At 65.6% G+C, this 22,692-nt stretch carries 17 protein-coding genes; 1 reads left to right on the forward strand and 16 read right to left on the reverse strand.

The features are described 5' to 3' along the window. Positions 1-128 precede the first annotated feature (128 nt). The 3 genes from nusB to CH286_RS22445 all read right to left on the reverse strand — a co-directional run bounded on the left by nusB (position 129) and on the right by CH286_RS22445 (position 2,416). The gene (nusB, locus tag CH286_RS22435) at positions 129-671 is read right to left on the reverse strand and encodes a transcription antitermination factor NusB (RefSeq protein WP_052058392.1); all 543 of its coding nucleotides are present in this window, start codon (positions 669-671) and stop codon (positions 129-131) included. 1 nt (position 672) lies between these two features. After that, positions 673-1,236 (reverse strand): elongation factor P, encoded by a 564-nt coding sequence (efp, locus tag CH286_RS22440; RefSeq protein ID WP_027496978.1) that lies wholly within the window; start codon positions 1,234-1,236, stop codon positions 673-675. Between the two features lie 76 nt (positions 1,237-1,312). Further along, the gene (locus tag CH286_RS22445; RefSeq protein ID WP_094610445.1) at positions 1,313-2,416 is read right to left on the reverse strand and encodes a M24 family metallopeptidase; all 1,104 of its coding nucleotides are present in this window, start codon (positions 2,414-2,416) and stop codon (positions 1,313-1,315) included. 107 nt (positions 2,417-2,523) lie between these two features. On the opposite strand from CH286_RS22445, the gene CH286_RS22450 reads away from it, so the two are divergent. Continuing rightward, positions 2,524-3,192 (forward strand): B-4DMT family transporter, encoded by a 669-nt coding sequence (locus tag CH286_RS22450; RefSeq protein WP_094610453.1) that lies wholly within the window; start codon positions 2,524-2,526, stop codon positions 3,190-3,192. Positions 3,193-3,280: 88 nt separating this feature from the next. Here CH286_RS22450 and aroB read toward each other — a convergent pair whose 3' ends face one another. The 13 genes from aroB to CH286_RS22515 form a co-directional block, all read right to left on the reverse strand. After that, on the reverse strand, positions 3,281-4,393 hold the full coding sequence (aroB, locus tag CH286_RS22455) for a 3-dehydroquinate synthase (protein ID WP_094610446.1): 1,113 nt from the start codon (positions 4,391-4,393) through the stop codon (positions 3,281-3,283). A 10-nt stretch (positions 4,394-4,403) separates the two neighbouring features. Continuing rightward, entirely contained in the window at positions 4,404-4,958 is a 555-nt protein-coding gene (locus CH286_RS22460) for a shikimate kinase (RefSeq protein WP_037150533.1), read from the reverse strand. Further along, positions 4,955-6,142, reverse strand: coding sequence for a chorismate synthase (gene aroC, locus CH286_RS22465; RefSeq protein ID WP_032403350.1), 1,188 nt, complete (start codon positions 6,140-6,142; stop codon positions 4,955-4,957). The genes CH286_RS22460 and aroC overlap by 4 nt, the downstream gene beginning before the upstream one ends. 12 nt (positions 6,143-6,154) lie before the next feature. Further along, positions 6,155-6,763, reverse strand: a complete 609-nt coding sequence (locus CH286_RS22470; protein ID WP_255182743.1) for a prepilin peptidase — start codon at positions 6,761-6,763, stop codon at positions 6,155-6,157. Between the two features lie 86 nt (positions 6,764-6,849). Then, a complete protein-coding gene (locus tag CH286_RS22475; RefSeq protein WP_032403349.1) occupies positions 6,850-7,662 on the reverse strand; it encodes a shikimate dehydrogenase in 813 nt (270 codons plus the stop codon). Position 7,663: 1 nt separating this feature from the next. Further along, a complete protein-coding gene (locus tag CH286_RS22480; protein WP_037150539.1) occupies positions 7,664-9,100 on the reverse strand; it encodes an endolytic transglycosylase MltG in 1,437 nt (478 codons plus the stop codon). Then, complete coding sequence (ruvX, locus tag CH286_RS22485) at positions 9,097-9,672, reverse strand: Holliday junction resolvase RuvX (protein ID WP_032403347.1); 576 nt, start codon at positions 9,670-9,672, stop codon at positions 9,097-9,099. The genes CH286_RS22480 and ruvX overlap by 4 nt, the downstream gene beginning before the upstream one ends. A 5-nt stretch (positions 9,673-9,677) precedes the next feature. After that, on the reverse strand, positions 9,678-12,347 hold the full coding sequence (gene alaS, locus CH286_RS22490) for an alanine--tRNA ligase (RefSeq protein ID WP_094610448.1): 2,670 nt from the start codon (positions 12,345-12,347) through the stop codon (positions 9,678-9,680). Positions 12,348-12,390: 43 nt separating this feature from the next. Further along, complete coding sequence (locus CH286_RS22495; RefSeq protein ID WP_094610449.1) at positions 12,391-13,773, reverse strand: replication-associated recombination protein A; 1,383 nt, start codon at positions 13,771-13,773, stop codon at positions 12,391-12,393. A gap of 73 nt (positions 13,774-13,846) precedes the next feature. Next, the gene (locus CH286_RS22500; RefSeq protein WP_032403344.1) at positions 13,847-15,016 is read right to left on the reverse strand and encodes a kinase; all 1,170 of its coding nucleotides are present in this window, start codon (positions 15,014-15,016) and stop codon (positions 13,847-13,849) included. Between the two features lie 155 nt (positions 15,017-15,171). Beyond that, positions 15,172-16,071 carry a transglutaminase family protein gene (locus CH286_RS22505; protein ID WP_032403343.1) on the reverse strand — a complete coding sequence of 300 codons (900 nt, stop codon included), beginning with the start codon at positions 16,069-16,071 and terminating at the stop codon, positions 15,172-15,174. Continuing rightward, positions 16,071-18,602, reverse strand: coding sequence for a circularly permuted type 2 ATP-grasp protein (locus CH286_RS22510; RefSeq protein WP_441347137.1), 2,532 nt, complete (start codon positions 18,600-18,602; stop codon positions 16,071-16,073). The genes CH286_RS22505 and CH286_RS22510 overlap by 1 nt, the downstream gene beginning before the upstream one ends. 317 nt (positions 18,603-18,919) lie before the next feature. Further along, positions 18,920-22,309 carry a transglutaminase family protein gene (locus tag CH286_RS22515; protein ID WP_094610454.1) on the reverse strand — a complete coding sequence of 1,130 codons (3,390 nt, stop codon included), beginning with the start codon at positions 22,307-22,309 and terminating at the stop codon, positions 18,920-18,922. Between the last annotated feature and the right edge of the window lie 383 nt (positions 22,310-22,692).

A 22,692-nucleotide genomic window follows, 5' to 3' on the forward strand; every position in this document is an offset into this window, starting at 1 on the left:
TTCTCCGCCTCTCTGGACGGATCGTTAAAGGATGTCTGACATAGAACTTCGTAGAGCCTAGCAACGCTCTGCGAACCACACCTACCAGGCTCGCAGAGCGTTCGGTCACAGGACCGTCGAGCGTTCGATCAGTTCTCGGCGTCGCCGGCCGTGTCTACCTGCGGACGGCTCGATACGGCCGCCGCGGCGGCGCGCACCTGGGGTGCCACGAGGACGATCTGGCCGAGCACACCGTTGACGAAGCCGGGCGAATCGTCCGTGGACAACTGTTTGGCCAGCTCGACGGCCTCGTCGACGGCCACGACGGGAGGCACGTCGGTGGCATGGAACAGCTCCCAGACGGCAATCCGAAGGATGGCCCGGTCGACCGCAGGTAGACGCGTGAGCGTCCAATCCTTGAGGTGATCGGCAATCACCCCGTCGAGGCGATCCAGGTTCTCCGCAACACCCTCGACCAACGTCGAGGTGTAGTCGCTGACCGGCGCGATGGTGTCGTCGGCTCGAGCGAGCTCGATGCGCTCGGCGGCCAGGTTCACCGGATCGACGTTGCGCGCCTCTGCCTCGAACAGAAAGTCCACCGCGCGCTTGCGGGCCTTGTGACGCGCGCCCAGCTTCTTCGCGCCGGGGGCACCGTTCTGCGCGCCGGAGGATGTCGACTTCTTCGATGACACGTTAGGAGTTCACACGCCCGAGGTAGTTGCCGTCACGCGAGTCGACCTTGAGCTTGTCGCCGGTGTTGATGAAGAGCGGCACAGAGATCTCGGCTCCGGTCTCGAGTGTCGCAGGCTTGGTACCACCGGTGGAGCGGTCGCCCTGCAGACCCGGGTCGGTGTGCTTGACCTCGAGCTCGACGGTGACGGGGAGCTCGACATACAGCGGGACGCCCTCGTGCATGGCGACCTGAACGCGCAGGTTCTCGAGCAGGAAGCGCGCGCCGTCGCCGACGGTGGCCTCACCGATCGAGAGCTGGTCGTACGTGTCTGCGTCCATGAACACGTAGTCGCTGCCGTCGTGGTAGAGGTACGTCATGTCGCGGCGGTCGACCGTCGCGGTCTCGACCTTCACACCGGCGTTGAACGTCTTGTCGACGACCTTGCCCGAGAGCACGTTCTTGAGCTTGGTCCGCACGAATGCGGGTCCCTTACCTGGCTTGACGTGCTGAAATTCGATGATCGACCACAGCTGGTTCTCCAGGTTGAGAACCAGTCCGTTCTTGAAATCGCTGGTGGAAGCCACTTGCTTCGCGTCTCCTCAATCGTTTGTGCGCGTGACGCGCCGTCGGTCACGTGCGGGATTCGCTCCCGCCCGCGCGCTAGACGGACGTGAGTTCCTTGCTTGTCAGGGTGAGCAGTTCCGGACCCCCGTCGCGAACGACGAGTGTGTCCTCGATCCGAACGCCGCCGCGACCGGAGAAGTAGACACCCGGCTCGACGGTGACCGCTGCACCGCTCAGCAGTGTACCGGTGCTCGTCTTCGCGATTCCCGGCGCTTCGTGGATTTCCAGGCCCACGCCATGACCGAGCCCGTGCAAGAAGTACTCGCCGTACCCTGCGTCCTCGATGACCGAGCGCGACGCCGCGTCGACCGAGGCGGTGTTCACCCCTGGTGCCAGCGCCTCTCGACCCGCCGTCTGCGACTGCTGCACCAACTCGTACAGGTCGCGCTGCCACTGCGCCGGACTACCGATCACGAAGGTCCGGGTCATGTCGGAGTGGTACCCGCCCACGAGCGCCCCGAAGTCCAGCTTCACGAAGTCACCCTCGGCCAACACCGCATCCGTCGGTCGGTGATGCGGCACTGCGGAATTGACGCCTGCAGCCACGATGGTCTCGAACGAGATCGCATCGGCACCGTGGTCGAGCATCGCAGATTCCAGTTCGCGGGCCACCTCACGCTCGGTTCTCCCGGCGCGAATGCTGCCCCTGGCCAGTAATTGGGTGAGCGCATCGTCGGCAGCGCGGCACGCGTCACGGAGCAATCCCACCTCGAACTCGTCCTTGACCATGCGCAGCGACTCGACGACACCGGGTGCGCGCACCAAGTCGACGCCCCCGTCCAACTCGGCCCAGCTGCGATGGGCATCGACCGTCACGACGTGACTCTCGAAACCGATGCGGCCGCCACGGCCCGACACTCCCGACCGGAGGAGGTGGATCGCCGATGCGCGGTCGATCTCGGCACGCAGATCCGGCACCTGCTCGGCGACCTGGGTGACATACCGACCGTCGGTGCAGATGACGGTCTCGTTCTCACCGTCGACCGAATCCGACGCCGAGACCAGCAGGGCCGCATTGGAGCCGGTGAAACCGGTCAGATAACGCACGTTCAGCAAGTCGGTGATCAACATCGAATCGAGGCCGTCGGCGGCCAACAGTTCTCGCAGGGCACCACGACGGGCACCGAAATCAGCAGGCATGCGCTCGACATTACTGCTCGCCCCGACGTGCCTGGGCCCGGACACATCGGACTCGAACTTTGTGGGCCCTGCCACATGAACGACTACGTGCGGATATGCTGTGCCGCATGACTGGGTGGGCAGTGCGTGGCATAGGTATGGGATTGATCAACGCCGTCGTTCGATTGCTGCTGGGGGCGGCAGTATCGATGTGGCCGCTGAGCGGCTCGGCGTTGCGATGGGTGGCGTATGCCCTAGTGATCCTCGTGATCGTCGTCTGGGCAGGAATCGACGGCGTCCGCGATCGACGCAATCATCCTGATCCCGACGACGGCCAGGACCTCACGATGGTGTGGCTCAAGGCCGCGGTCGTCGCAGGATTGCTCGCTGGACTGCTCAGTTGGATCATCGACTTCTTCGTCGACTTCAGCCTCGGTCAGAACGGTCTGATCTTCGAGCTCACTTCCGGTGCAGCGTTCACCATCCTCACCATTTTCGTCGTTGCCACCATTGCGGTGTTCGTGGGTCGGCTGATCGTCAACCGCGACGCGAAGAAGAAGCTGGCCACCTCCGACGCCGACCGTGCGCACGACCGCGAGCTGGTGAATGCGGGCAGCGCGGAACGCGCCGAGTCGAGTCGCGGCACTCGATCGCAGGCCGAGCAGACGCGTTCCGAACCTCAGTGGGCTGCAGAGCACGGCGAAGCCGACACCGAGGTGTTCTCGGCAGTGGACGCCGACGGAAAGCCCCGACTGGACAAGCGCGGCAACCGGCACGGCACCGCCGACGGTTCCTGACTCCCGCTACGAACACACGGGCGGTGACCGACGCATGACGCGTCGCTCACCGCCCGTTCTCATCTCGTCCGGAGCCCGGGGCCGAGTGTCACAACATGATGGCGGACCCACCGGTTGCCGGGGCCTCGCGACCGACTGCGGAGAATGCGGCGACGAGCAGCGCCGGATCTGGACCCTCCAGCCGTCCCGGCTTGGCCAGACCGTCCAGGACCACGAACCGCAACAGTCCGGCGCGATTCTTCTTGTCCGTCTGCATGCCCTTGAGCAGGTCCCCGAACGCGTGCTCGTCGTAGGTGACCGGCAAGCCGACCGATTCGAGAATCGATCGATGTCTGTCGGCCGTGGCGTCGTCCAGACGGCCGGCGAGCCGTCCGAGCTCGGCCGCGAACACCAGACCGACCGACACGGCGGCACCGTGGCGCCACCTGTACTGCTCGCGTCGCTCGATGGCGTGGGCAAGAGTGTGACCGTAGTTCAGGATCTCGCGCAGGTTCGACTCGCGCAGATCCGCCGCCACGACCTTCGCCTTGACCTCGACCGATCGCTTGATCAACTCCGGTAGAACGTCACCGGTCGGATCGAGGGCGGCCGCCGGATCGGCTGCGATGATGTCCAGAATCTTCGGATCGGCGATGAAACCGGTCTTGATCACCTCGGCCATGCCCGAGACGATCTCGTTCTTGGGCACGGTCTCGAGCGTGGCGAGGTCGATCAGCACGGCAGCCGGTTCGTGGAAGGACCCGACGAGGTTCTTTCCGGCGTCGGTGTTGATGCCCGTCTTGCCGCCGACGGCCGCGTCGACCATGGCGAGCAGCGTCGTCGGCACGTGCACGATACGGACCCCGCGCATCCACGTTGCTGCCACGAATCCGGCCAGGTCCGTCGCGGCTCCGCCGCCCAGGCTGACGATGGCATCGCTGCGGGTGAGGCCGATACGGCCCAACACCTCCCAGCAGAATCCCGCCACAGCGAGGTCCTTACCGTCCTCGGCATCCGGAATCTCGATGCGGTGTGCGTCGATTCCCTTCTCCGCCAATGCCGCACGCACGGCCTCGGCCGTTTCGGCCAGCGGCGGCTGGTGAAAGATCGCCACGGTGGCGGTTCCGGCGAGCTCGTCGACCAGGTCCGTCAACAGACCTCGACCGATGATCACCGGGTACGGGCTGGCAGTCTCGACCTGGACGCGCACTGGCTCTGTCATCGAATCACCTTCATCTACTGGGGGTTTCGTCGTTCACATTGCGCGCGGGCACGGGTGCGATCGCAGTCAGTTTCGAGACCAGCTGGCCCACCACTCGGGCCGGGCTGCGACTGTCGGTTCGCACGCGCACCGTGGCCACCGAACGGTAGAGGGGCCGCCGATACCGCATCAGTTCCTGATACTTCGCGCGGGGATCGGGACCGGCGAGGAGTGGCCTCACCGTATTTGCCCCCGTCCGCCGAAGCCCTTCTGCCACACTGATTTCCAGGTAGACAACGGTGTGCTTCGACAGCAGAGCGCGCGTGGCAGCGGACAGAACTGCACCACCGCCGAGGGAGACGATGCCGTCGTGCGAGGCCAGCGCGCCCGCCACTATCCGCTCCTCGATCTGCCGAAATGCCGGCTCGCCGTCGTGGGAGAAGATATCGGCGATCGTGCGACCGGTCTCTCGTTCGATGGCTACGTCGGTGTCGAACAGCTCCAGATTCAACGCCTGCGCAAGCCGTCTACCGATGGTCGACTTGCCTGCTCCCGGCGGTCCGACGAGGACCGCGTACGGGCTCATCGTGGAGGTCGGGCGGCGGTGCCCTTCACGTAATGGTCGACGTTGCTCGTCGTCTCCGCCAGCGAATCCCCACCGAACTTCTCCAACGCTGCCTGCGCGACCACCAAGGCGACCATCGTCTCGGCGACGACACCGGCGGCCGGAACGGCGCAGACGTCGGAGCGCTGATGAATGGCGACCGCTTCGTCTCCGGTGCTCATGTCGACTGTTGCCAGCGCGCGCGGGACCGTGGAGATGGGCTTCATCGCGGCCCGCACTCGCAGTGGCTCGCCGTTGGTCATCCCGCCCTCGATGCCGCCTGCGCGGTTGGTCGAGCGCAGCACCCCGTCGGGGCCGGGCTTGATCTCGTCGTGGGCGACACTGCCGCGGCGGCGAGCGGTCTCGAAACCGTCGCCGATCTCGACACCCTTGATGGCCTGGATTCCCATCAGCGCTGCGGCCAGCCTGGCGTCGAGCTTGCGCTCCCCGGAGACGAACGACCCGAGGCCGACGGGGAGGCCGTGCACGACGACTTCGACGACACCGCCGAGGGTGTCGCCGTCCTTCTTCGCCGCTTCGATCTCGGCGATCATCGACTCCTCGGCGGCCTTGTCGAACGCGCGCACCGGGGAGGCGTCGATCGCGTCGAGATCGTCACCTGCAGGCGGCGGACCCACGTACGGATCGGATGCTCCGATGGAGATCACATGGGACACCACGTCGACGCCGAACGCCTGCTTCAGGAACAGGCGCGCCACCGTGCCGATGGCAACCCGGGCTGCGGTCTCGCGTGCGCTCGCGCGTTCGAGAACCGGGCGCGCATCGTCGAAGCCGTACTTGAGCATTCCGGAGAAATCTGCGTGTCCGGGGCGCGGGCGAGTCAGCGGGGAGTTACGCGCGAGATCGGCAAGCACGGCTTCGTCGACCGGATCGGCCGACATCACCTGCTCCCACTTGGGCCATTCGGTGTTGCCGACCTCGATCGCGACTGGCCCGCCCATGGTGCGGCCGTGCCGCACACCGCCGGTGAGCGTGACTTTGTCCGCCTCGAACTTCATTCGGGCCCCGCGGCCGTAACCGAGACGACGGCGGGCGAGTTGGGAGGCAATATCGTCCGAGGTCACCTCGACTCCCGCGACCATTCCTTCGAGAATGGCGACGAGAGCGGGTCCGTGGGATTCTCCGGCAGTTATCCAGCGCAGCACTCGAACATCTTTTCACGTCAGGCAAGCTGCGGATGCCAGCAGGGTCGCCGCGCACATGGACGGGCCGTGCGGGATACGTGCCCGACTGTGCCCGACGGCAGCGACGATCGATCCCACCACGGCAGTTGCCAGTGGTGCCGAGAGCGCCGCGATCACCCATCCTTCCCCACCGCCGAGAGCTGCGATCGAGCCCGACGACCACGCCAGCTTCACGTCCCCGGCACCGAACGCAGACGGCGCGAGAAGGTGCACGACGAGGTAGATCGCGAACAGTAGAACTCCGCCGAGCAATGCCCTCGCCGACCCCACCGACACGAGCATCGTCGTGACCACGATCGCACCCGGGATCGTCAATTCGTTCGGCAACCGGCGACGCCGTAGGTCGATGGCACTGAGCGCAACGAACCACCATGTCAGCACGCACAGTGGAACCCAGTAGGTGGTCCCACCGAACCGCCACCAGACCCATCCGGTACCCACCGCGGACAACAACGGCAGAAACCGTGGATCCCACCGGACCAGACCGAATCGCATCGCTACCCCGGCAACGGCACCGATCACCGACGCTGCACACAGACCGAACATGGCCCGAAGGGTCGCATCCCTCTCACGGCCGGCCACGGGAAAACACCTGATCGCGGATTGCCCTGTGGACAACCCGCTGGCTGTGGACAACCCGCTGGCTGTGGACTACCGGGAAGTCGTACTCACTCGGCAGTGGCCAATGCAGCACGCATGACCGCCCGGGGTGCCGGCTCGCCGGTGAACTGCTCGACTTGCCCGTACGCCTGCTCGAGCAGCATTGCGAGGCCACCGACAACAGTTCCACCGGCCTGCTCCACCGCGGCTGCCAGCGGCGTCGGCCAGGGATCGTAGATGGCGTCGAGCACCAACGGCGCGTGGGCGAGTTCAGTAGCGATGTGTGCGGCTCCGGCCGCAGGCACTGTGCTGACCAGTACGGCCGATGCACTCGCGATGGCAGCGAGACGGGGATCGGTCATGTCTGCGAACTCAGCGCGCAGTCCTGCGGAGACGGCGCACCTGAGCGTGTCCGACGCCCGGTCGGCCGAGCGCGCGACGACGGTGACGGCGGCAGCCCCCAACCCGGCCAGGGCGACGATCGCCGGCCGTGACGTTCCCCCGGCTCCGACCACCGTCACGGAACTACCAGACAGGTCGACGACCCCCGCACCGCGTAGGGCACCCACGATTCCGTCCACGTCGGTGCAGTCGGCCCGCCAGCCCGAAGCCGTGCGCACCAGTGTGTTCGCCGAGCCGGCCAACACCGCCCGTTCGGTGCGTTCGCCGGCGTAGTTCAAGGCAGCGACCTTGCCTGGCATCGTGACGGACACCCCGACCCATTCGGGACCGAAACCGTCGAGCATGCCCGGCAGCTGCTCACCGGTGCACTCGATTCGGTCGTACGTCCAGCCGTCGAGACCGAGGGCGCGGTACGCAGCGCGGTGCAGTAGCGGCGATTTCGAGTGTTCGACGGGGCTTCCGAGGACTGCGGCCCGCACGTCAGCGCCCGCTGTCGAGGAAGCCTGGTTCGACCTTCGCGATGTTCGCGAGGTGTTCCTCGTAGCTTCGGGTGAACAGCGTTTCACCCGCCTGATTGATGGTCACGAAGTACAACCAGTCACCGTCGGCGGGTGCCTCGACGGCTTGCACCGCACCGATGCTCGGTGAGGAGATAGGCGTTGCCGGCAACCCTTCGCTGGCGTAGGTGTTCCACGGGGTTACACGCGCCCGGTCGGCGTCGGTGGTGGCCACCTCGGTCGTGTCGAGCGAGTAGTTGACCGTCGAGTCGAACTCGAGTTTCTGCGGAACCGCGAGCCGGTTGAGAATCACCCGGGCCACCTTGCTGAAATCCTGCGGCAGGGACTCCCGCTCGACGAGAGATGCAGCGACCAGAGTGTCGTACGGAGTGAGCCCGGAGTTGGTGCCCGCGGTGAGAATCCCGGTGTCCTCGTAGCGAGTGGCACTCTCGGACACCAGCTGCTTCAAGATGTCGGCGGGTGCGGCACTGGGATCGAAATCCCAGGTTCCCGCTGCGATCAGGCCTTCGAGCTGACGATCGCGGTCCGGAACTCCCTCGACGCGATCGGTAGCCCAGGCGGGAACGCCCAGGGCCGCTGGGTCGTCCACTGCTCCGGCCGCATTGAGGTCGTCGTAGCTCACGCATGCCGGAGTGCCGCTCCCCGTTCGATCCACGCAGCTCGCCTCGGAGATCAGCGTGTAGATGCCCTTCTTGACGGCACCGGTGTTCACGTCGCGCGCGTCGTGCAGCTGACGTCCCTCCGAGATGACCATGTTGCCCACCCGGGAGGCGGGGTCCACCAGTTCGCTCACCGCTCGCGAGGCGGGCACGTTACTGGTGAGCAGGTAGAAGCCCGGTTGGACCGAAGTGATGGCGTTGTTCGCAATCGCAGCTTCGAGGAATGCCCCCGAGCTGGCGACGACACCCTTGTCCGCTGCCTCGGTACCGATTTGTTGGGCGGTGTCGTTGGGATGAACCTGAATCACGACGCCGTCACCGGAGGACCCGGCCGCGAAGTCTGCATTCGGGGTCGTGCGATTCCCGAATTTGCTCACTGCGAAATACCCTCCGCCTGCAACTGCGACGATCAGCACCAACCCGAGCGCCAATGCCACGATTCGGCCGCGACGCTTGCGAGTGGACGCGGCACGGTCCCTGCGGCTCGCGGCACGGCTGCGGCCCACCTCCCGCGGCTCCGCGCCGCGCTCGGAATCCGAGCGCGCAGTACGGTCGCGTTCGCGATCTGCGCCAGGTGCAGGCGTGGGGTGCGGTTCGTGCCGTTGCGGCGGCCGCGGACGGCCGTTCATACGGCGATCGAAGTCGCTGCCCTCGTCCACGCGATACCCGATCGGATCGGTGTGCGCCTCGTCGGAGCGCGCATGTCGCCGGTCCCGATCGAAGGACCCATGGTTGTTCACTCGTCGACCTCCGTCGATCCTGAATTCGTCCCTGCGTGATCCGAGACCGCGTCATCCGAGACCGCGCGATCGGCAGCACCGCGAGTCGACACGGCACGGCGCTCGTCGAGCCAGCCCTGCAATATCGCCACCGCCGCAGCCTGATCGATCACCGATCGTTGATTCTTGGCCCGCACACCGCTGTCCCGTAGTGCACGCGACGCACTCACGGTAGTCAGTCGCTCGTCGGCCATTCGAATCGGCACGTCGCCCAACCGTCTGTGCAGGGAACGCCCGAATCTCTCGGCGGCATCGACGGCACTGCCGCGCTCACCGCGAAGTGTGCGGGGCAGGCCGATCACGATCTCGACGGCTTCGTACTCGGCCACGATCTCCGCGACGCGTACCACGTCCGGGGCATCGGGACCCTTGATCTTCGAGCGCGGCACCGTCTCGACCGGCGTCGCGAGCACACCGTCGGGATCGCTGGACGCGATTCCGATACGAACGCTGCCGACGTCGATACCGATTCGCCGGCCCCGGCCCGGATCGTCGACGCCGGGCCGATCGGGGCCACGCCCCAGGTTGGCCATACTCGTCAGCGAGACGTGAGTTCGGACAGTCGGGCCCGGGCAGCGTCGATACCGGCGGCGATTCCGGCGACGTCCGACCCCGACCCCTGCGCCAGTTCGGGCTTACCGCCACCTCGGCCACCGATGCTCGGACCGAAGGCCGCCACCAGGTCACCGGCGGCGACACCCGCATCCTGGGCAGCCTTGTTGGTCGACACCACGAACGGGACCTTGCCGCCGACCGTGCCGAACAGCACCACGACGGCCGCATCCGCACCGAGGCGTCCACGAATATCGGTCACCAGGGTGCGCAGGTCGTTGCCGCCGACACCGTCGGGTGCCTGCGCGACCACCGCGCGAACATCGCCGAACCGCTCGGCCTTTCCGACGAACTCGCCCGCCGAGGCCAGTACCGCCGCCGCCTTGACCGCGTCGAGCTCCTTCTCGGCGACGCGAAGACGCTCGACCAGAGTCTCGATGCGCGCCGGCACTTCCTCGGAAGGCACCTTGAGCGACGACGCGATGCCTGCGAGCAACGCGCGTTCCTTGGCGAGATAGCGGTACGAATCGAGGCCGACGAATGCCTCGACGCGGCGCACGCCGGACCCGACCGACGATTCACCCAGGATGGTGACCGGGCCGATCTGCGACGAGTGCTGCACGTGCGTACCACCGCACAGTTCCATCGAGAACGGTCCGCCGATCTCGACGACGCGCACTTCGTCGCCGTAGTTCTCGCCGAACAGGGCCATCGCGCCCATCTTCTTGGCACTGTCGAGGTCGGTGACCAGGGTGTTGACCGCGAAATCGGAGCCCACCGCATCGTTGGCGACGTTCTCGATGTCGTCGCGCTGCGCCTCCGAGAGCGCGCCCTGCCACGAGAAGTCGAACCGGAGGTAGCCGGGCTTGTTGAGCGATCCCGCCTGTGTCGCGTTCGGCCCGAGGACCTGCCGCAAAGCAGCGTGCACCATGTGGGTACCCGAATGGCCCTGAGTCGCGCCTTTGCGCCAGGCGTGGTCGACGTCGACGTGGACGGTGTCACCCTCGGTGATCTGACCCGACTCGACCACCGACTTGTGCGTCCAGACCTTCTTGGCGATTTTCTGCACGTCGTTGACCTTGACATCGAGGCCAGGCGCGGTGATGGTGCCGATGTCGGCGATCTGTCCACCGGATTCGGCGTAGAGCGGGCTGCGGTCGAGGATGATCTCGATGCTCTCGCCCGCAACTGCGGTCGGAACGCGAACTCCGTTCGAGATCAACGCCAATACCGTTGCCTCGGAACCGAGTTCGTCGAATCCGGTGAACTCGGTCGGCGAACCGTCGACGAAATCCTTGTAGACCGTGAGGTCGGCATGTGCATGCTTGCGGGCGCGGGCGTCGTCCTTGGCCCGGTTGCGCTGCTCGGCCATCAACGACCTGAAACCGTCCTCGTCGACCGAAAGACCCGCCTCCGCGGCCATCTCGAGCGTCAGATCGATCGGGAACCCGTACGTGTCGTGCAGCGCGAACGCTTCGGCACCGCCGATCTTTTTCGCGCCCGACGCCTTGACCGCCTCTGCCGCGCCCTCGAACAATCGCGAACCCGAGGTGAGCGTCTTGAGGAATGCCGTCTCCTCCCCCACTGCGACGGTCAGAATGCGGTCGAAGTCGGTGACCAGGTTCGGGTAGGACTCCGCCATCGTGTCACGCACCACAGTGACGAACTGCGCCATCGTCTCGTCGGGCGCACCGAGCAGACGCGCCGAGCGCACGATGCGGCGTAGCAACCGGCGCAGCACGTAGCCGCGACCGTCGTTGCCGGGGTTGACGCCGTCGGAGATGAGCAGCGCGGCGGTGCGTGCGTGATCGGCGATGACGCGGAAACGTACGTCGTCGTCGTGATTCGCACCGTATGCGCGTCCCGAGAGTTCCTCGGCCTTGGCGATCACCGGGCGAACGAGGTCGGTCTCGTAGACGTTGTCCACGCCCTGCAGCAGAAACGCAACGCGCTCGACGCCCATGCCGGTGTCGATGTTCTGCTTCGGCAGCGGACCGAGGATCTCGAAGTCGTCCTTGCTGATCCCCTTACCGCGCTCGTTCTGCATGAACACGAGGTTCCAGATCTCGATGTACCGATCCTCGTCGGCCTCAGGGCCGCCCTCGGCACCGAACTCGGGTCCGCGGTCGTAGTAGATCTCGGAGCACGGGCCACAGGGTCCCGGAATGCCCATGGACCAGTAGTTGTCGGCCATTCCGCGGCGTTGAATTCGCTCGTCGGGCAGCCCGGCGATTTCCTTCCAGAGTTCGATTGCCTCGTCGTCGTCGAGATATGCAGTGGCCCAGATACGCTCGGGGTCGAACCCGTATCCGCCGTCCTCCACGCTGTCGGTCAACAACGACCAGGCGTGCCGAATCGCGTCGCGCTTGAAGTAGTCGCCGAACGAGAAGTTGCCGGCCATCTGAAAGAACGTGTTGTGGCGGGTAGTGATGCCCACGTTCTCGATGTCGAGGGTGCGGACGCATTTCTGGACGCTCGTCGCGGTCTTGTACGGGGGCGTCTGCTGACCGAGGAAGAACGGCACGAAGGGAACCATGCCGGCATTGACGAACAGCAGGTTCGGGTCGTCGAGAATCAACGATGCACTGGGTACTTCGGTGTGCCCCGCCTTCACGAAATGGTCGAGGAAACGCCTGCGGATCTCATGGGTCTGCACTGATACAGGTTAGCGTCGTCGGACCCTGTGCCGACTCGAGGGCCTATCGGCCCCGGATGATCCGACGGAGTTTGCCCACCCTGGTCGCAATTTCGCGCTCGGCACCGTGCTCGGTGGGCTCGTAGTAGTTCACACCGACCAACTCGTCCGGAGGGTACTGCTGACCGAGGACCCCGCCGGGACTGCTGTGCGGATACCGATACCCGACGGCATTCCCCAACCCCTGGGCTCCCTTGTAGTGACCGTCGCGGAGATGCGGCGGTACCGATCCCGACTTTCCGGCCGCTACATCGGCCATGGCCGCACCGAGAGCTGCGATCACCGCACCCGATTTCGGTGCAGTGGCCAGGTGGATCGTGGCCTGCGCAAGCGCCAACCGCGCCTCGGGCATGCCGATCATCTGCACGGCGTTCGCCGCGGCCGTGGCCGTCTGCAGTGCAGTCGGATCAGCCATCCCGATGTCCTCGCTGGCGTGCACCACCAACCGTCGGGCAATGAACCGCGCGTCCTCGCCCGCAGTGATCATGCGCGCCAGATAGTGCAGCGCTGCATCGACATCGGACCCTCGGATCGACTTGATGAACGCACTGATCACGTCGTAGTGCTGGTCGCCGTCGCGGTCGTAGCGCACAGCGGCCTTGTCGACACTGGCCTCGACCGTCGCGAGGTCCAGGGTTCCGTCGGTTGCGGCGCCCGCTGCCGCTTCCAGCGCCGTCAACGCTCGGCGGGCGTCCCCGGCCGCGAGCCGCACGAGGTGGTCCATCGCGTCCTCGGCGATGGTCACCGCCCCGTCCAGCCCACGCGGGTCGTTGGCGGCGCGGGTCAACAGCAATTCGATGTCCCCGGTCCCCAGCGGCTGCAACTGCAACACCAAAGACCGCGACAGCAGAGGCGACACCACCGAGAACGAGGGGTTCTCGGTGGTCGCCGCCACCAGCAACACGATTCGATTCTCGACGGCTGCGAGCAACGCGTCCTGCTGCGTCTTGGAGAAGCGGTGCACCTCGTCGATGAACAGCACCGTCTGCTCACCCGACAGCAACCGGCGTCGCGCGAGTTCGATGACGTTACGCACTTCCTTCACGCCCGCCGACAGGGCCGACAACGCCTCGAACTTGCGTCCGGTGGCCCCGGAGATCAACGACGCGAGCGTCGTCTTTCCGGTTCCCGGCGGACCGTAGAGCATCACCGAGGACGCACCGGATCCCTCGACGAGCCGACGCAGCGGCGCCCCGGGAGCCAGTAGATGAGATTGTCCGACCACCTCGTCGAGGGTCGTCGGACGCATTCTCACCGCCAGCGGCGCGTCGGGCCGGACGTAGGTCGAGGTCGGGCGCGACTCTTCGATCGTCGTCTCCGGGGGTGCTGGGGTGTCGAAGAGACCATCGCCGGGGTCGTCGCTGCTCGAAACATCACTGCCCGACATGTCACTTCCGAAGCCGCCACTCACCGGTCGAACGCTACCGATCGCGCTGTCGAGAATGCGAACGACGTCGTGGCTACCGCTCCCACTTCGCCCGCAACGCGGTCGCGACCGATGCTGCGTACTCGGCGATGCCGGTCTCACCGGCACGCTCGGCGCTGTCGGCCAGCACCGCCCACCGAGAAACGAGCGCCTGCGACCGTGGAACCGACAGGTGGTGCGCCCGCGCCGCGGCGATGCGCGTGTGGTCGTCGGGCAGGAACCAGTAGGTGGTCAGCCATACCCAGATCAGCCGCGCGTCGAGGATCTTGCTCGCCAGGGCGGTGTCGTCGGCCAGTGCAGGCCAGATCCCGACGACCTCCGAACGCCATGCATCGATCATCGCCTGCTCACGTTCGTGCGTGAGCTCGAAGCTGCACAGGCACCCCGGGAAAGAGGCCAGGGCATAGGTGATGTCGAGGGTGGCGTCGCGGAATCCGCCCCACTCGTAATCGAGAAAACGGACACCTTCGTCGTTGACGATGATGTTGTCGGGACACAGATCGGACGGGCTGAATGCGCGGAAGGTGCCGTGCGCGAACAGCCTTCCGCTACGAGATACGCGATCGAGAAGCGCATCAGGGGTGGGACCCACCCCGGGCAAGCCCGCCAACAATTCGGGAACCTCGGTAAGTGCATCGGGAATCTGCGCGGAGATTCCGTCCGTGGTGTCGGGTTGGCCGACGCGACGGAGGAGCGCTGCGAAATCGTCCTCGCGGCCGACGGTCGCGGCATGCATCCGACCGAGCGCCTGGGCCATCGCCATCAGCGAGTTGGTCACTGCGGCCTCGTCCGAGTTTCGCAACAGAGTGGTGATGGGGCTGGCGTCACCGAGGTCGCTGAGTACGAGCAACCGCGCGTCGAGATCGTAGGCGTGCAGTTCCGGCCCCGGCCTGCTGTCGGTGGCCAGTGCGTTGGCGAACTGATACGAGGCCGCCTCCCGCAGGAATGCACTCGACCCTGCGATGTCGGCCAACTCGGTATGTAATTCCGACTCGCCGGCCACATCGCGTACTTGCTTGAGCACCAAGGTGCGGGGCAACTGAAAGGGGTTCTCGGAGACCTTGACTCGCAATACGATCGCCTGGCCGCTACCGCCGAGATTCACCGGGTCGATCAGCGTCACCGGAGCTCCGGTGCGCTTGGCGAGGAGGCGCTGTGCTGCTGCTACTACCTCTGATACAGGGTCTGCCAGTGTTGCGGTCATCGATGTCCAAGCTACCCGTTCGCTGCGATCTTCTGTGCTGAGTCGACGACTACGAATGGGACACGATTGTCCGTTTTGCGGCTTTTCGCACGTCACATTCCCAGATTCGACCAGATGGTCGGTTACCCCCCAACCATCGAATTATGCAGGGTTCGCTACTGCGGTGCAACGTCCACCGACACGGAGATAGTGCTCTCCTCCGCCTCGGTGTAGATGACCCCGCGCAGGGGTGGCACATCGGCGTAGTCACGCCCCCACGCCACCGTCGCGTACCGCTCGTCGACCAATTGGTCGTTGGTGGGGTCGAAAGCGAGCCACCGATCGTTCGGCATCCACACCGCAGCCCACGCGTGGGTCGCATCGACGCCGATCATCCGTTCCTTCCCCGGCGGAGGTTCGGTCGCAAGATATCCCGACACGTACCTCGCGGCGAGACCCTGCGACCGCAGGCAGGCAATGGCCAGTCGGGCGAAGTCCTGGCACACACCCGAACGCGCGGAGAGCACATCGACCACGGTGGTCGAGACCGTCGTGGAACCGGACAGATACCGAAAGTCCGTGAAAATGCGATGCGTCAGATCGACGATGACGTCCGCCAGCGGTCGACCGGGCCGGAAGCTGGGCGCGGCATACGCGCGCACCTCGTCGGTGATCTCCGGAGTGGGAAGATCCAGAGCGAACTCCACCGCGGATGCCCGGGCCGAATCCGCCGGCACGGTCGGGTCGAACAGCGTCATCCGAGCGGACTCCCACGGCGCGGTCGCCGGCCACGACGTGGTCTCGTCCACCGGCCGCGGATAGACCTCCACCAGCGAGTCCGCCGTCACCACCAGTTTCTCGTGATCGTGCGTCACGTGGAAGTACACGTCCTCGTTGCCGTAGACGTCGACCCCGAAGGACTGATCGGTCGGCGCAGGTTCCACGGTGACCGATTTCTCCGTGCAGTGTTGCCCATCCATGTCTCGCGGCGCGAGAAATCCTCGCCCGTACGACGAGGAGACGCGATCGGAGTAGGTATAGGTCGTGATGTGCTTGATTCGGTACCGACGGCTCATCACCGCACCCCGTTCGCAGTTCGAATGTTCGAGCTACCCCACAGCGGCTGCGTGCCACCCGGCAACGACATGTGCGTCGCGAGGACCACGCGAGACAGCTCTTCGAGGGAATCGTGGATGCCGTCCACCAACTCGATCAGGTCGATCCGGCGACCGTTGGCGTCGACCGATTCCAGATCGCCCGGGTCCACTCGCCGCAACCGCACCCGCATCTGCTCGACGAGTTGCTCGGGCCGTGAGGTACCCGAGGCGTCGGGCAGCGATCCGAGGTCGTCGCGTAGACGATCGAGCTGATACACCAACGCTCGCGGATTTCCCTCGTCGAACAACAGCAGCTGCGCAACAGCCGCCGGACGCGCCCGGCCGCTGTTGCGTCGGCGATAGATCACCGAGGACTCGGCCGCAGACAACACCGAATCGATGACGGCCTGTTCCGTGGACGGTGTGAGGGCGTGGCTGAGGGTTGCCGACAGCAGAGCTGTCAGTTGCAGGCCACGTTCGATCCGTTTGCCCGCGTCCATCAGGTACCAGCCGGCATCTCGAACCATCGACTCCGACGCCAACCCGGACACCGCGAGCAGACCCCGCAGCACGCTCGACTGCGACGCGGCCAGTTGGGCACCGTTGTTGACCGGGGACTCCGCCAATTCTTCGAGCGCGGTGTCGATGCGGTTGAGCACGGCCCAGGTGTCGTTCGACAGCTGATCGCGCACCGCGCGCGCCGCCTGCTGCATTCGATCCACCGATTGCGCCAGTGATCCGAGGCGTGCCGCCGACAGCATCAGCGAACGCAGTTCGACGATCGCGTCGGCGCGGGTCTTCTCGTCGAGGAAACCCGGTCCGGTGCGCGAGACCTTGGTGACCGCTTCGAGCAGGATCGGCAAGCTCTCGCTGCCCTCCAACCACGGCATCGACCGGTAGTCCTGATTACGTTCGCGCGCCGCGATCAGCAGACGAGTCATGTCCTCGGCACGCTCGGTGTAGCGACCGAACCAGAACAGATCGCCCAGCACACGTGGTGAGCTGACCACATCGACGTTGGACGCGGCGTACTGCGGCAACTCTTCCACCGTCGCAGGCGGGGTGTGCGGCGCAGAATCGGCCGGCGTGACCCGTTCCAGCGACTTCACCCAGACGTCCTTCGAGGCCACCGTGATGAGCGGATCGGTGACCGGAGCCGTGATCACCACCTGCCCCAGTCCACCGCGCATCGGGGTGTACCCACCGCGCTGCGCGACCGTGAACAGCCTCATCCCCACTTGCGCGGGAGCCACCGCCAACTGTTCTCCCGCTCCCCCGCCGATCGACGAACCGACCGGAGCCACCGAGAATTCCGGTACTTCCTGACCGGTCCACTTCCAGGGCTCGGCAACGATCCGATCCCACAAGTCGCGAGCTCCGGCATCCGTGAGATCGTGTCCCACCACCGTGCGACGCGACGTGGTCGACCGCAGCACCAGCGAACGCAGTCGATTGCCGATGTGCGAGAGCTGATCAGGGTCACCACCCCAATAGGTGGCAACCGAATCCAGTACCAAATCCTCGTCCAGTAGCGCCCTGCTGAGTGCCGGCAGCAACGGAACCAGTGCCGAGTTCTCGAGTACCCCACTGCCGAGGGTGTTGACCACACTGACAGCACCCCGCCGCAGCGCCTCGACCAGTCCCACCACACCCAGATGCGAGTCCGGGCGCAAGTCCAGTGGATCGGCGAACTCGGCGTCCACTCGACGAAGCACCACATCGACTCGGCGAAGCTTGCCGAGCGACCGCATCCAGAGGCAGCCGTCCCGAACGACGAGATCGGCGTTCTCCACCAACGGGAAGCCGAGAACCGTTGCGAGATACGCCTGGTCGAACGCAGTCTCGGAATGCGAACCGGGGCTCAGTACAACCACCACCGGATCCTCGGCGGATGCGGGCGCAGCGTCGCGCAGTGCCAACCGCACCGCACGCGCGAACGTCGAGAGCGGCCTCGGGTTGCTCTCCTGGAACAGCTCGGGCATCGCTCGCGACATCACGCGCCGATCCGCGAGCGCATACCCCACGCCGGACGGTGCCTGAGTTCGGTCGGCCACGACCTGGAATCGACCGTCCGAGCCGCGGGCGACGTCGGCGGCATGCATGAACAACTGATGCGGGCCCGGGATGGTGATCGCATGCGCCGCCCGCAGATAGCCTGGGTTGCCGAAGATCAGCTCCGGCGGAATCAGCCCGCGCCGAACGGTCTCCTGGGCACCGTAGATATCGGCAAGTACCGCATCGAGCAACATCGAGCGCTGAACCAAACCGGCTTCCAGACGGTCCCACTCGTCGGCCGCGACCACCAACGGAACGCTGTCCAAGCCCCACCGCACTGCACTGGGCACAGCCTCGGAACCGCCCGACGGAATGGGGTTGTACGTGATGCCGTGGTCGTCGACGAGTCGGCTGACCCGTGACTGCAACGTCTGCATGGCCCCCGAACCGGCCTCGCGCATTCCGTCGATCAACCCCGCCCAATGCGGACGGATGTTGTCGTCGGGATCGAGCATCTCGTCGAAACGATCTGCCCGACCGATCACGGCCTCACGCCGACCCCGATAAGCAAGCCAGGCCGACCCGGCTCCACTGGAGACTTCTTCGCTCCGGCCGGCTCCACCCGTCACAGGTTCGTTCCGGCCGACTCCACCCGTCACAGGTTCATTCCGGCCGGCTCCACTCAGGGCAGTATCTACGGGCACCATCGAGCCGCTGTTCCTTCCGTCGGTCGATCACCCTCCGACGCCGGGCGAATTCGTGACCGAATTCACCCGAAGCGCGTCGGACCGAGATCGCTACCGGTCGACTCGTTCTGTTGTGCAGGTACGCGTCAGGGCGTGTGAACTCCTGTTCGGCGCAGGTCCAACATGCCGGGAGCACTCACATCGATTGCCTGTCGAGCGTGCATCTCGAGCAATCTTGCTACGTCCACCTTGCCCGAGGTGAACCCACCCTCCTCGAAGCGGCCGTTACGGCGTGCTTCGGCCTCGACGGAGTTGACGGGTGGACCGTCGTACGACCTACCGCCCGGGTGAACGACATGGTACGAGCATCCGCCCACCGCGCGCCCGGTCTGCATCTCCACGAGATCGAAACGCAGCGGACTCTGTACCTCGATCGTCGGGTGCAGAGCGCTCGGCGGCTGCCATGCGCGGTACCGCACCCCAGCGACCTGAACGTCCTGTCGATCGGTGCGCAGCAGCGGCACCGGCACCCCGTTGCACGTCAACAGGTATCGACCCGCAGCGGCTCCGGCGACCTGGACCTGAATCCGCTCCACCGAGGAATCCACATAGCGCGCCGTTCCCGAGGACGTCGATTCCTCACCGAGGGTGTTCCACGGCTCGATCGCGCCACGTAGTTCGATCTCGGCGTCGCCGACCACGGTGGTTCCGATCCGCGGGAAACGGAACTCGGTGAACGGGTCCAGCCAGCTGGTGTCGAACTCGATGCCGTGCTCGCGAAGGTCCTCCACCACGCGGCCGATGTCGTTGATGACGAAGTGCGGCAGCATGTACCGCCCGTGCAGGTTCGCGCCGTGCCGAATCAGAGGTGCCTGGAGCGGGGTGTCCCAGAAGCGCGAGACCATCGAACGCACGAGCAGTGACTGCACCATTGCCATCTGATGATGGGGCGGCATCTCGAACCCGCGCAGCTCGAGCAATCCCAGTCGGCCCCGAGTGGAGTCGGGACTGTAGAGCTTGTCTATGCAGAACTCGGCACGGTGCGTGTTCCCGGTGATGTCGGTGAGCAGGTGACGCAACGCCCGATCCACCACCCAGGGCGACGCGGATCGATCTCCATCGGTGAGTCGCCTGATCTCGCTGAACGCAACCTCGAGTTCGTATAGCGATTCCTCGCGACCCTCGTCGGCACGAGGAGCCTGCGACGTGGTTCCGATGAATCGACCCGAGAACAGGTACGACAGCGACGGGTGACGCTGCCAATGAGTCAGCAGCGACACCAGCAAGTCCGGTCGACGGAGCACCGGCGAGTCCACGGGTGTGACCCCGCCCAGGGTGATGTGGTTGCCACCCCCGGTTCCGCGAGTGGTGCCGTCGTTGTCGAATCCTTCGGTGCTCAACCGGGACTTACGTGCCTCGAGGTAGAGGCGTTCCATGAGCTCGTTCTGTTCGGCCCACGAGGACGTCGGTTGGACGTTGACCTCGATCACACCGGGATCCGGTGTGACGGTCAGGGTTTGGATGCGCGGATCCGACGGCGGACCGTAACCCTCGATGACGACCGGCGTGTCGATGGTCGAGGCCGCGTGCTCGACGCGCGAGACGAGGTCGACAAAATCGTCCAATCGATCCATCGGCGGCATGAACACGTGCAGAACGCCGTCGCGGACCTCGGCGACCAGCGCGGTCACGGCGGTGCCGCCTACCCCGGACGTCTCGTTCACCAACTGCGCGTACCGCGACTCGGCCGGATTCACCGCACGCGGCGGTTGCTGCGTCAATTGCCGAATGGGTAGATCGGGAGTGGGCGCGGTGGGATCGGACGGGTTCTCGACCGGACCACCGTCCCAGGAGATCGCGCGGAGCGGCAACCGTAGACCGGCAGGAGAGTCGCCCTCCAGCAACACGATTCGGCCTCGGCGCAACTTCCAGTCCGAGCTCTCCCAGCCGGAGCCGTCCTCGGTGCGAGATATCGGCAACACGAACGCCGCAGGCTCGTCCGTGCTGGCATCGAGCCGCTCGAGCAGTTGTTTTCTGGCGTTCGCGGAATCGGCTCCCGGTTCGAGATCGTCGTCGTCGGCCGGCGGGTCACCGTAGGGCTGACGAACCAGGTCCAACAGTTTCACCAGCGGGTCCTCGTAGGCGGGACGGGCTTGTGAGGCAGGCAGTCCGAGCGCCTTGACCAACTCGTCGATCAACTCCTGCGACGCCGAGTTGTCCACCGGCTCCGGGCGAAGGCCCTCGGCCAACCAGGGATCCGCGATCAGATCGGAATCGTGCCACAGGGCTTGACCGTCGGTGCGCCAGAACAGTCCCACCTGCCACCGCGGCAGCGGCTCGCCGGGGTACCACTTGCCCTGGCTGCGCTGTACAAGTCCGTCCGGCGCGTAGATGGTCCGAAGGCGTTCGGCCAGCACACTGGCCAGCTTTCGCTTGTGTGGGCCGTCGGCTGTGGTGTTCCACTCCGGGGCTTCCTGATTCTCGATGGCGACGAACGTCGGCTCACCACCGACCGTCAACCGGATGTCCTGGTCGTGCATCCGCTTGTCGATCTTCGCCGCCGTGACCTTGATCGATTCCCACTGATCGGCCGTGTACGGCAACGTCGTTCGCGGGTCCTCGTGCACGCGGACGACGGTGTTCGAGAAATCGAGTTCGGCCTTGCACTTGCTCGTCGCACCGGAGATCGCGGCCGCCGTGGACGGGTGCGGCGTCGCCGAGAGTGGGATGTGCCCCTCGCCTGCGAACAGACCCGATGTCGGATCCATCCCGACCCAGCCCGCCCCGGGCAGATACACCTCGGTCCATGCGTGCAGATCGGTGAAGTCCTCGACAGGACCGGACGGACCGTCCAACGACTTGACGTCCGAGGACAACTGAACGAGATAGCCGGAGACGAAACGCGCAGCGAGACCCATCTGGCGCAGCACCGAAACCAGCAACCATGCCGAGTCACGGCAGGACCCCACAGCAGACGTCAGCGTCAGATCGGGCGTCTGCACCCCGGGCTCCATCCGCACGGAGTAACCGACGTCACCCATGACGGCTTGGTTTGCCATGACGAGAAAGTCGATGGTGCGCAACGACTCTCCGCGTTCGACAACGGCTGCCTGCAGCTTCTCCACCCAGGCCGAGACCACCGGACCGGGACCCGAGCCTGCCTTGTCTTCATCCACCGGACGCAGGTACGGCTCCAGATCAGGAAGGTCGTGCTCTTCGTACGCGAATCCGAAGTGCTCCGCCCATTCTTCGACGAAGAAGTCCAGCGGGTTGATCGACGCCATGTCTGCGACGAGCCCGACCGTGATCGACAGATGGTCGGTGCGCTCGGGAAACACCACCCGAGCAAGAAAGTTACCGAAGACGTCCTGCTGCCAGTTGACGAAGTGTTCCGCTGGTTCGATCTTCAGCGAATACGCCTCGATCGGTGTGCGCGAATGTGGCGCGGGGCGCAACCGAATTTCATGCGGAAAGATCTTGACAGTGCGGTCGAACTGGTAGCTGGTGCGGTGTTCGAGTGCAACCTTGATGCCCACGGCGAGCCCCTCGTGATAGTCCCGGTATGGGTGGAACACACAACCCTAGTAGGGCCGAGCCCGGTGCGCTCGGCAAGAATTCGCGATCGGTGCACGCGGGCTGGAACATTTAGGACCCACGCGCCGTCAGAATGTCGACGCCTTGACACACAGAACTGTCTACGGTTCGCTCAGCCTGAAAATACGGACGAATCGTCGACGTACTTCGCAAGACACTGAAGGGTGAAACGTGAGTGAAAACCCGCCCAATGGACCGCAATACGGTGGCGACCCCAATCCGGACCAGCCGGACCTGAACAAACCGCAGACGCCAGGCAGCGGCTATCCCCCTCCCGGCGGCTATCCCCCTCCCGGCGGCTATCCCCCTCCCGGCCAAGATCCTC

This window comes from Rhodococcus sp. WWJCD1 (assembly GCF_002258735.1).
Lineage (GTDB): Bacteria > Actinomycetota > Actinomycetes > Mycobacteriales > Mycobacteriaceae > Rhodococcoides.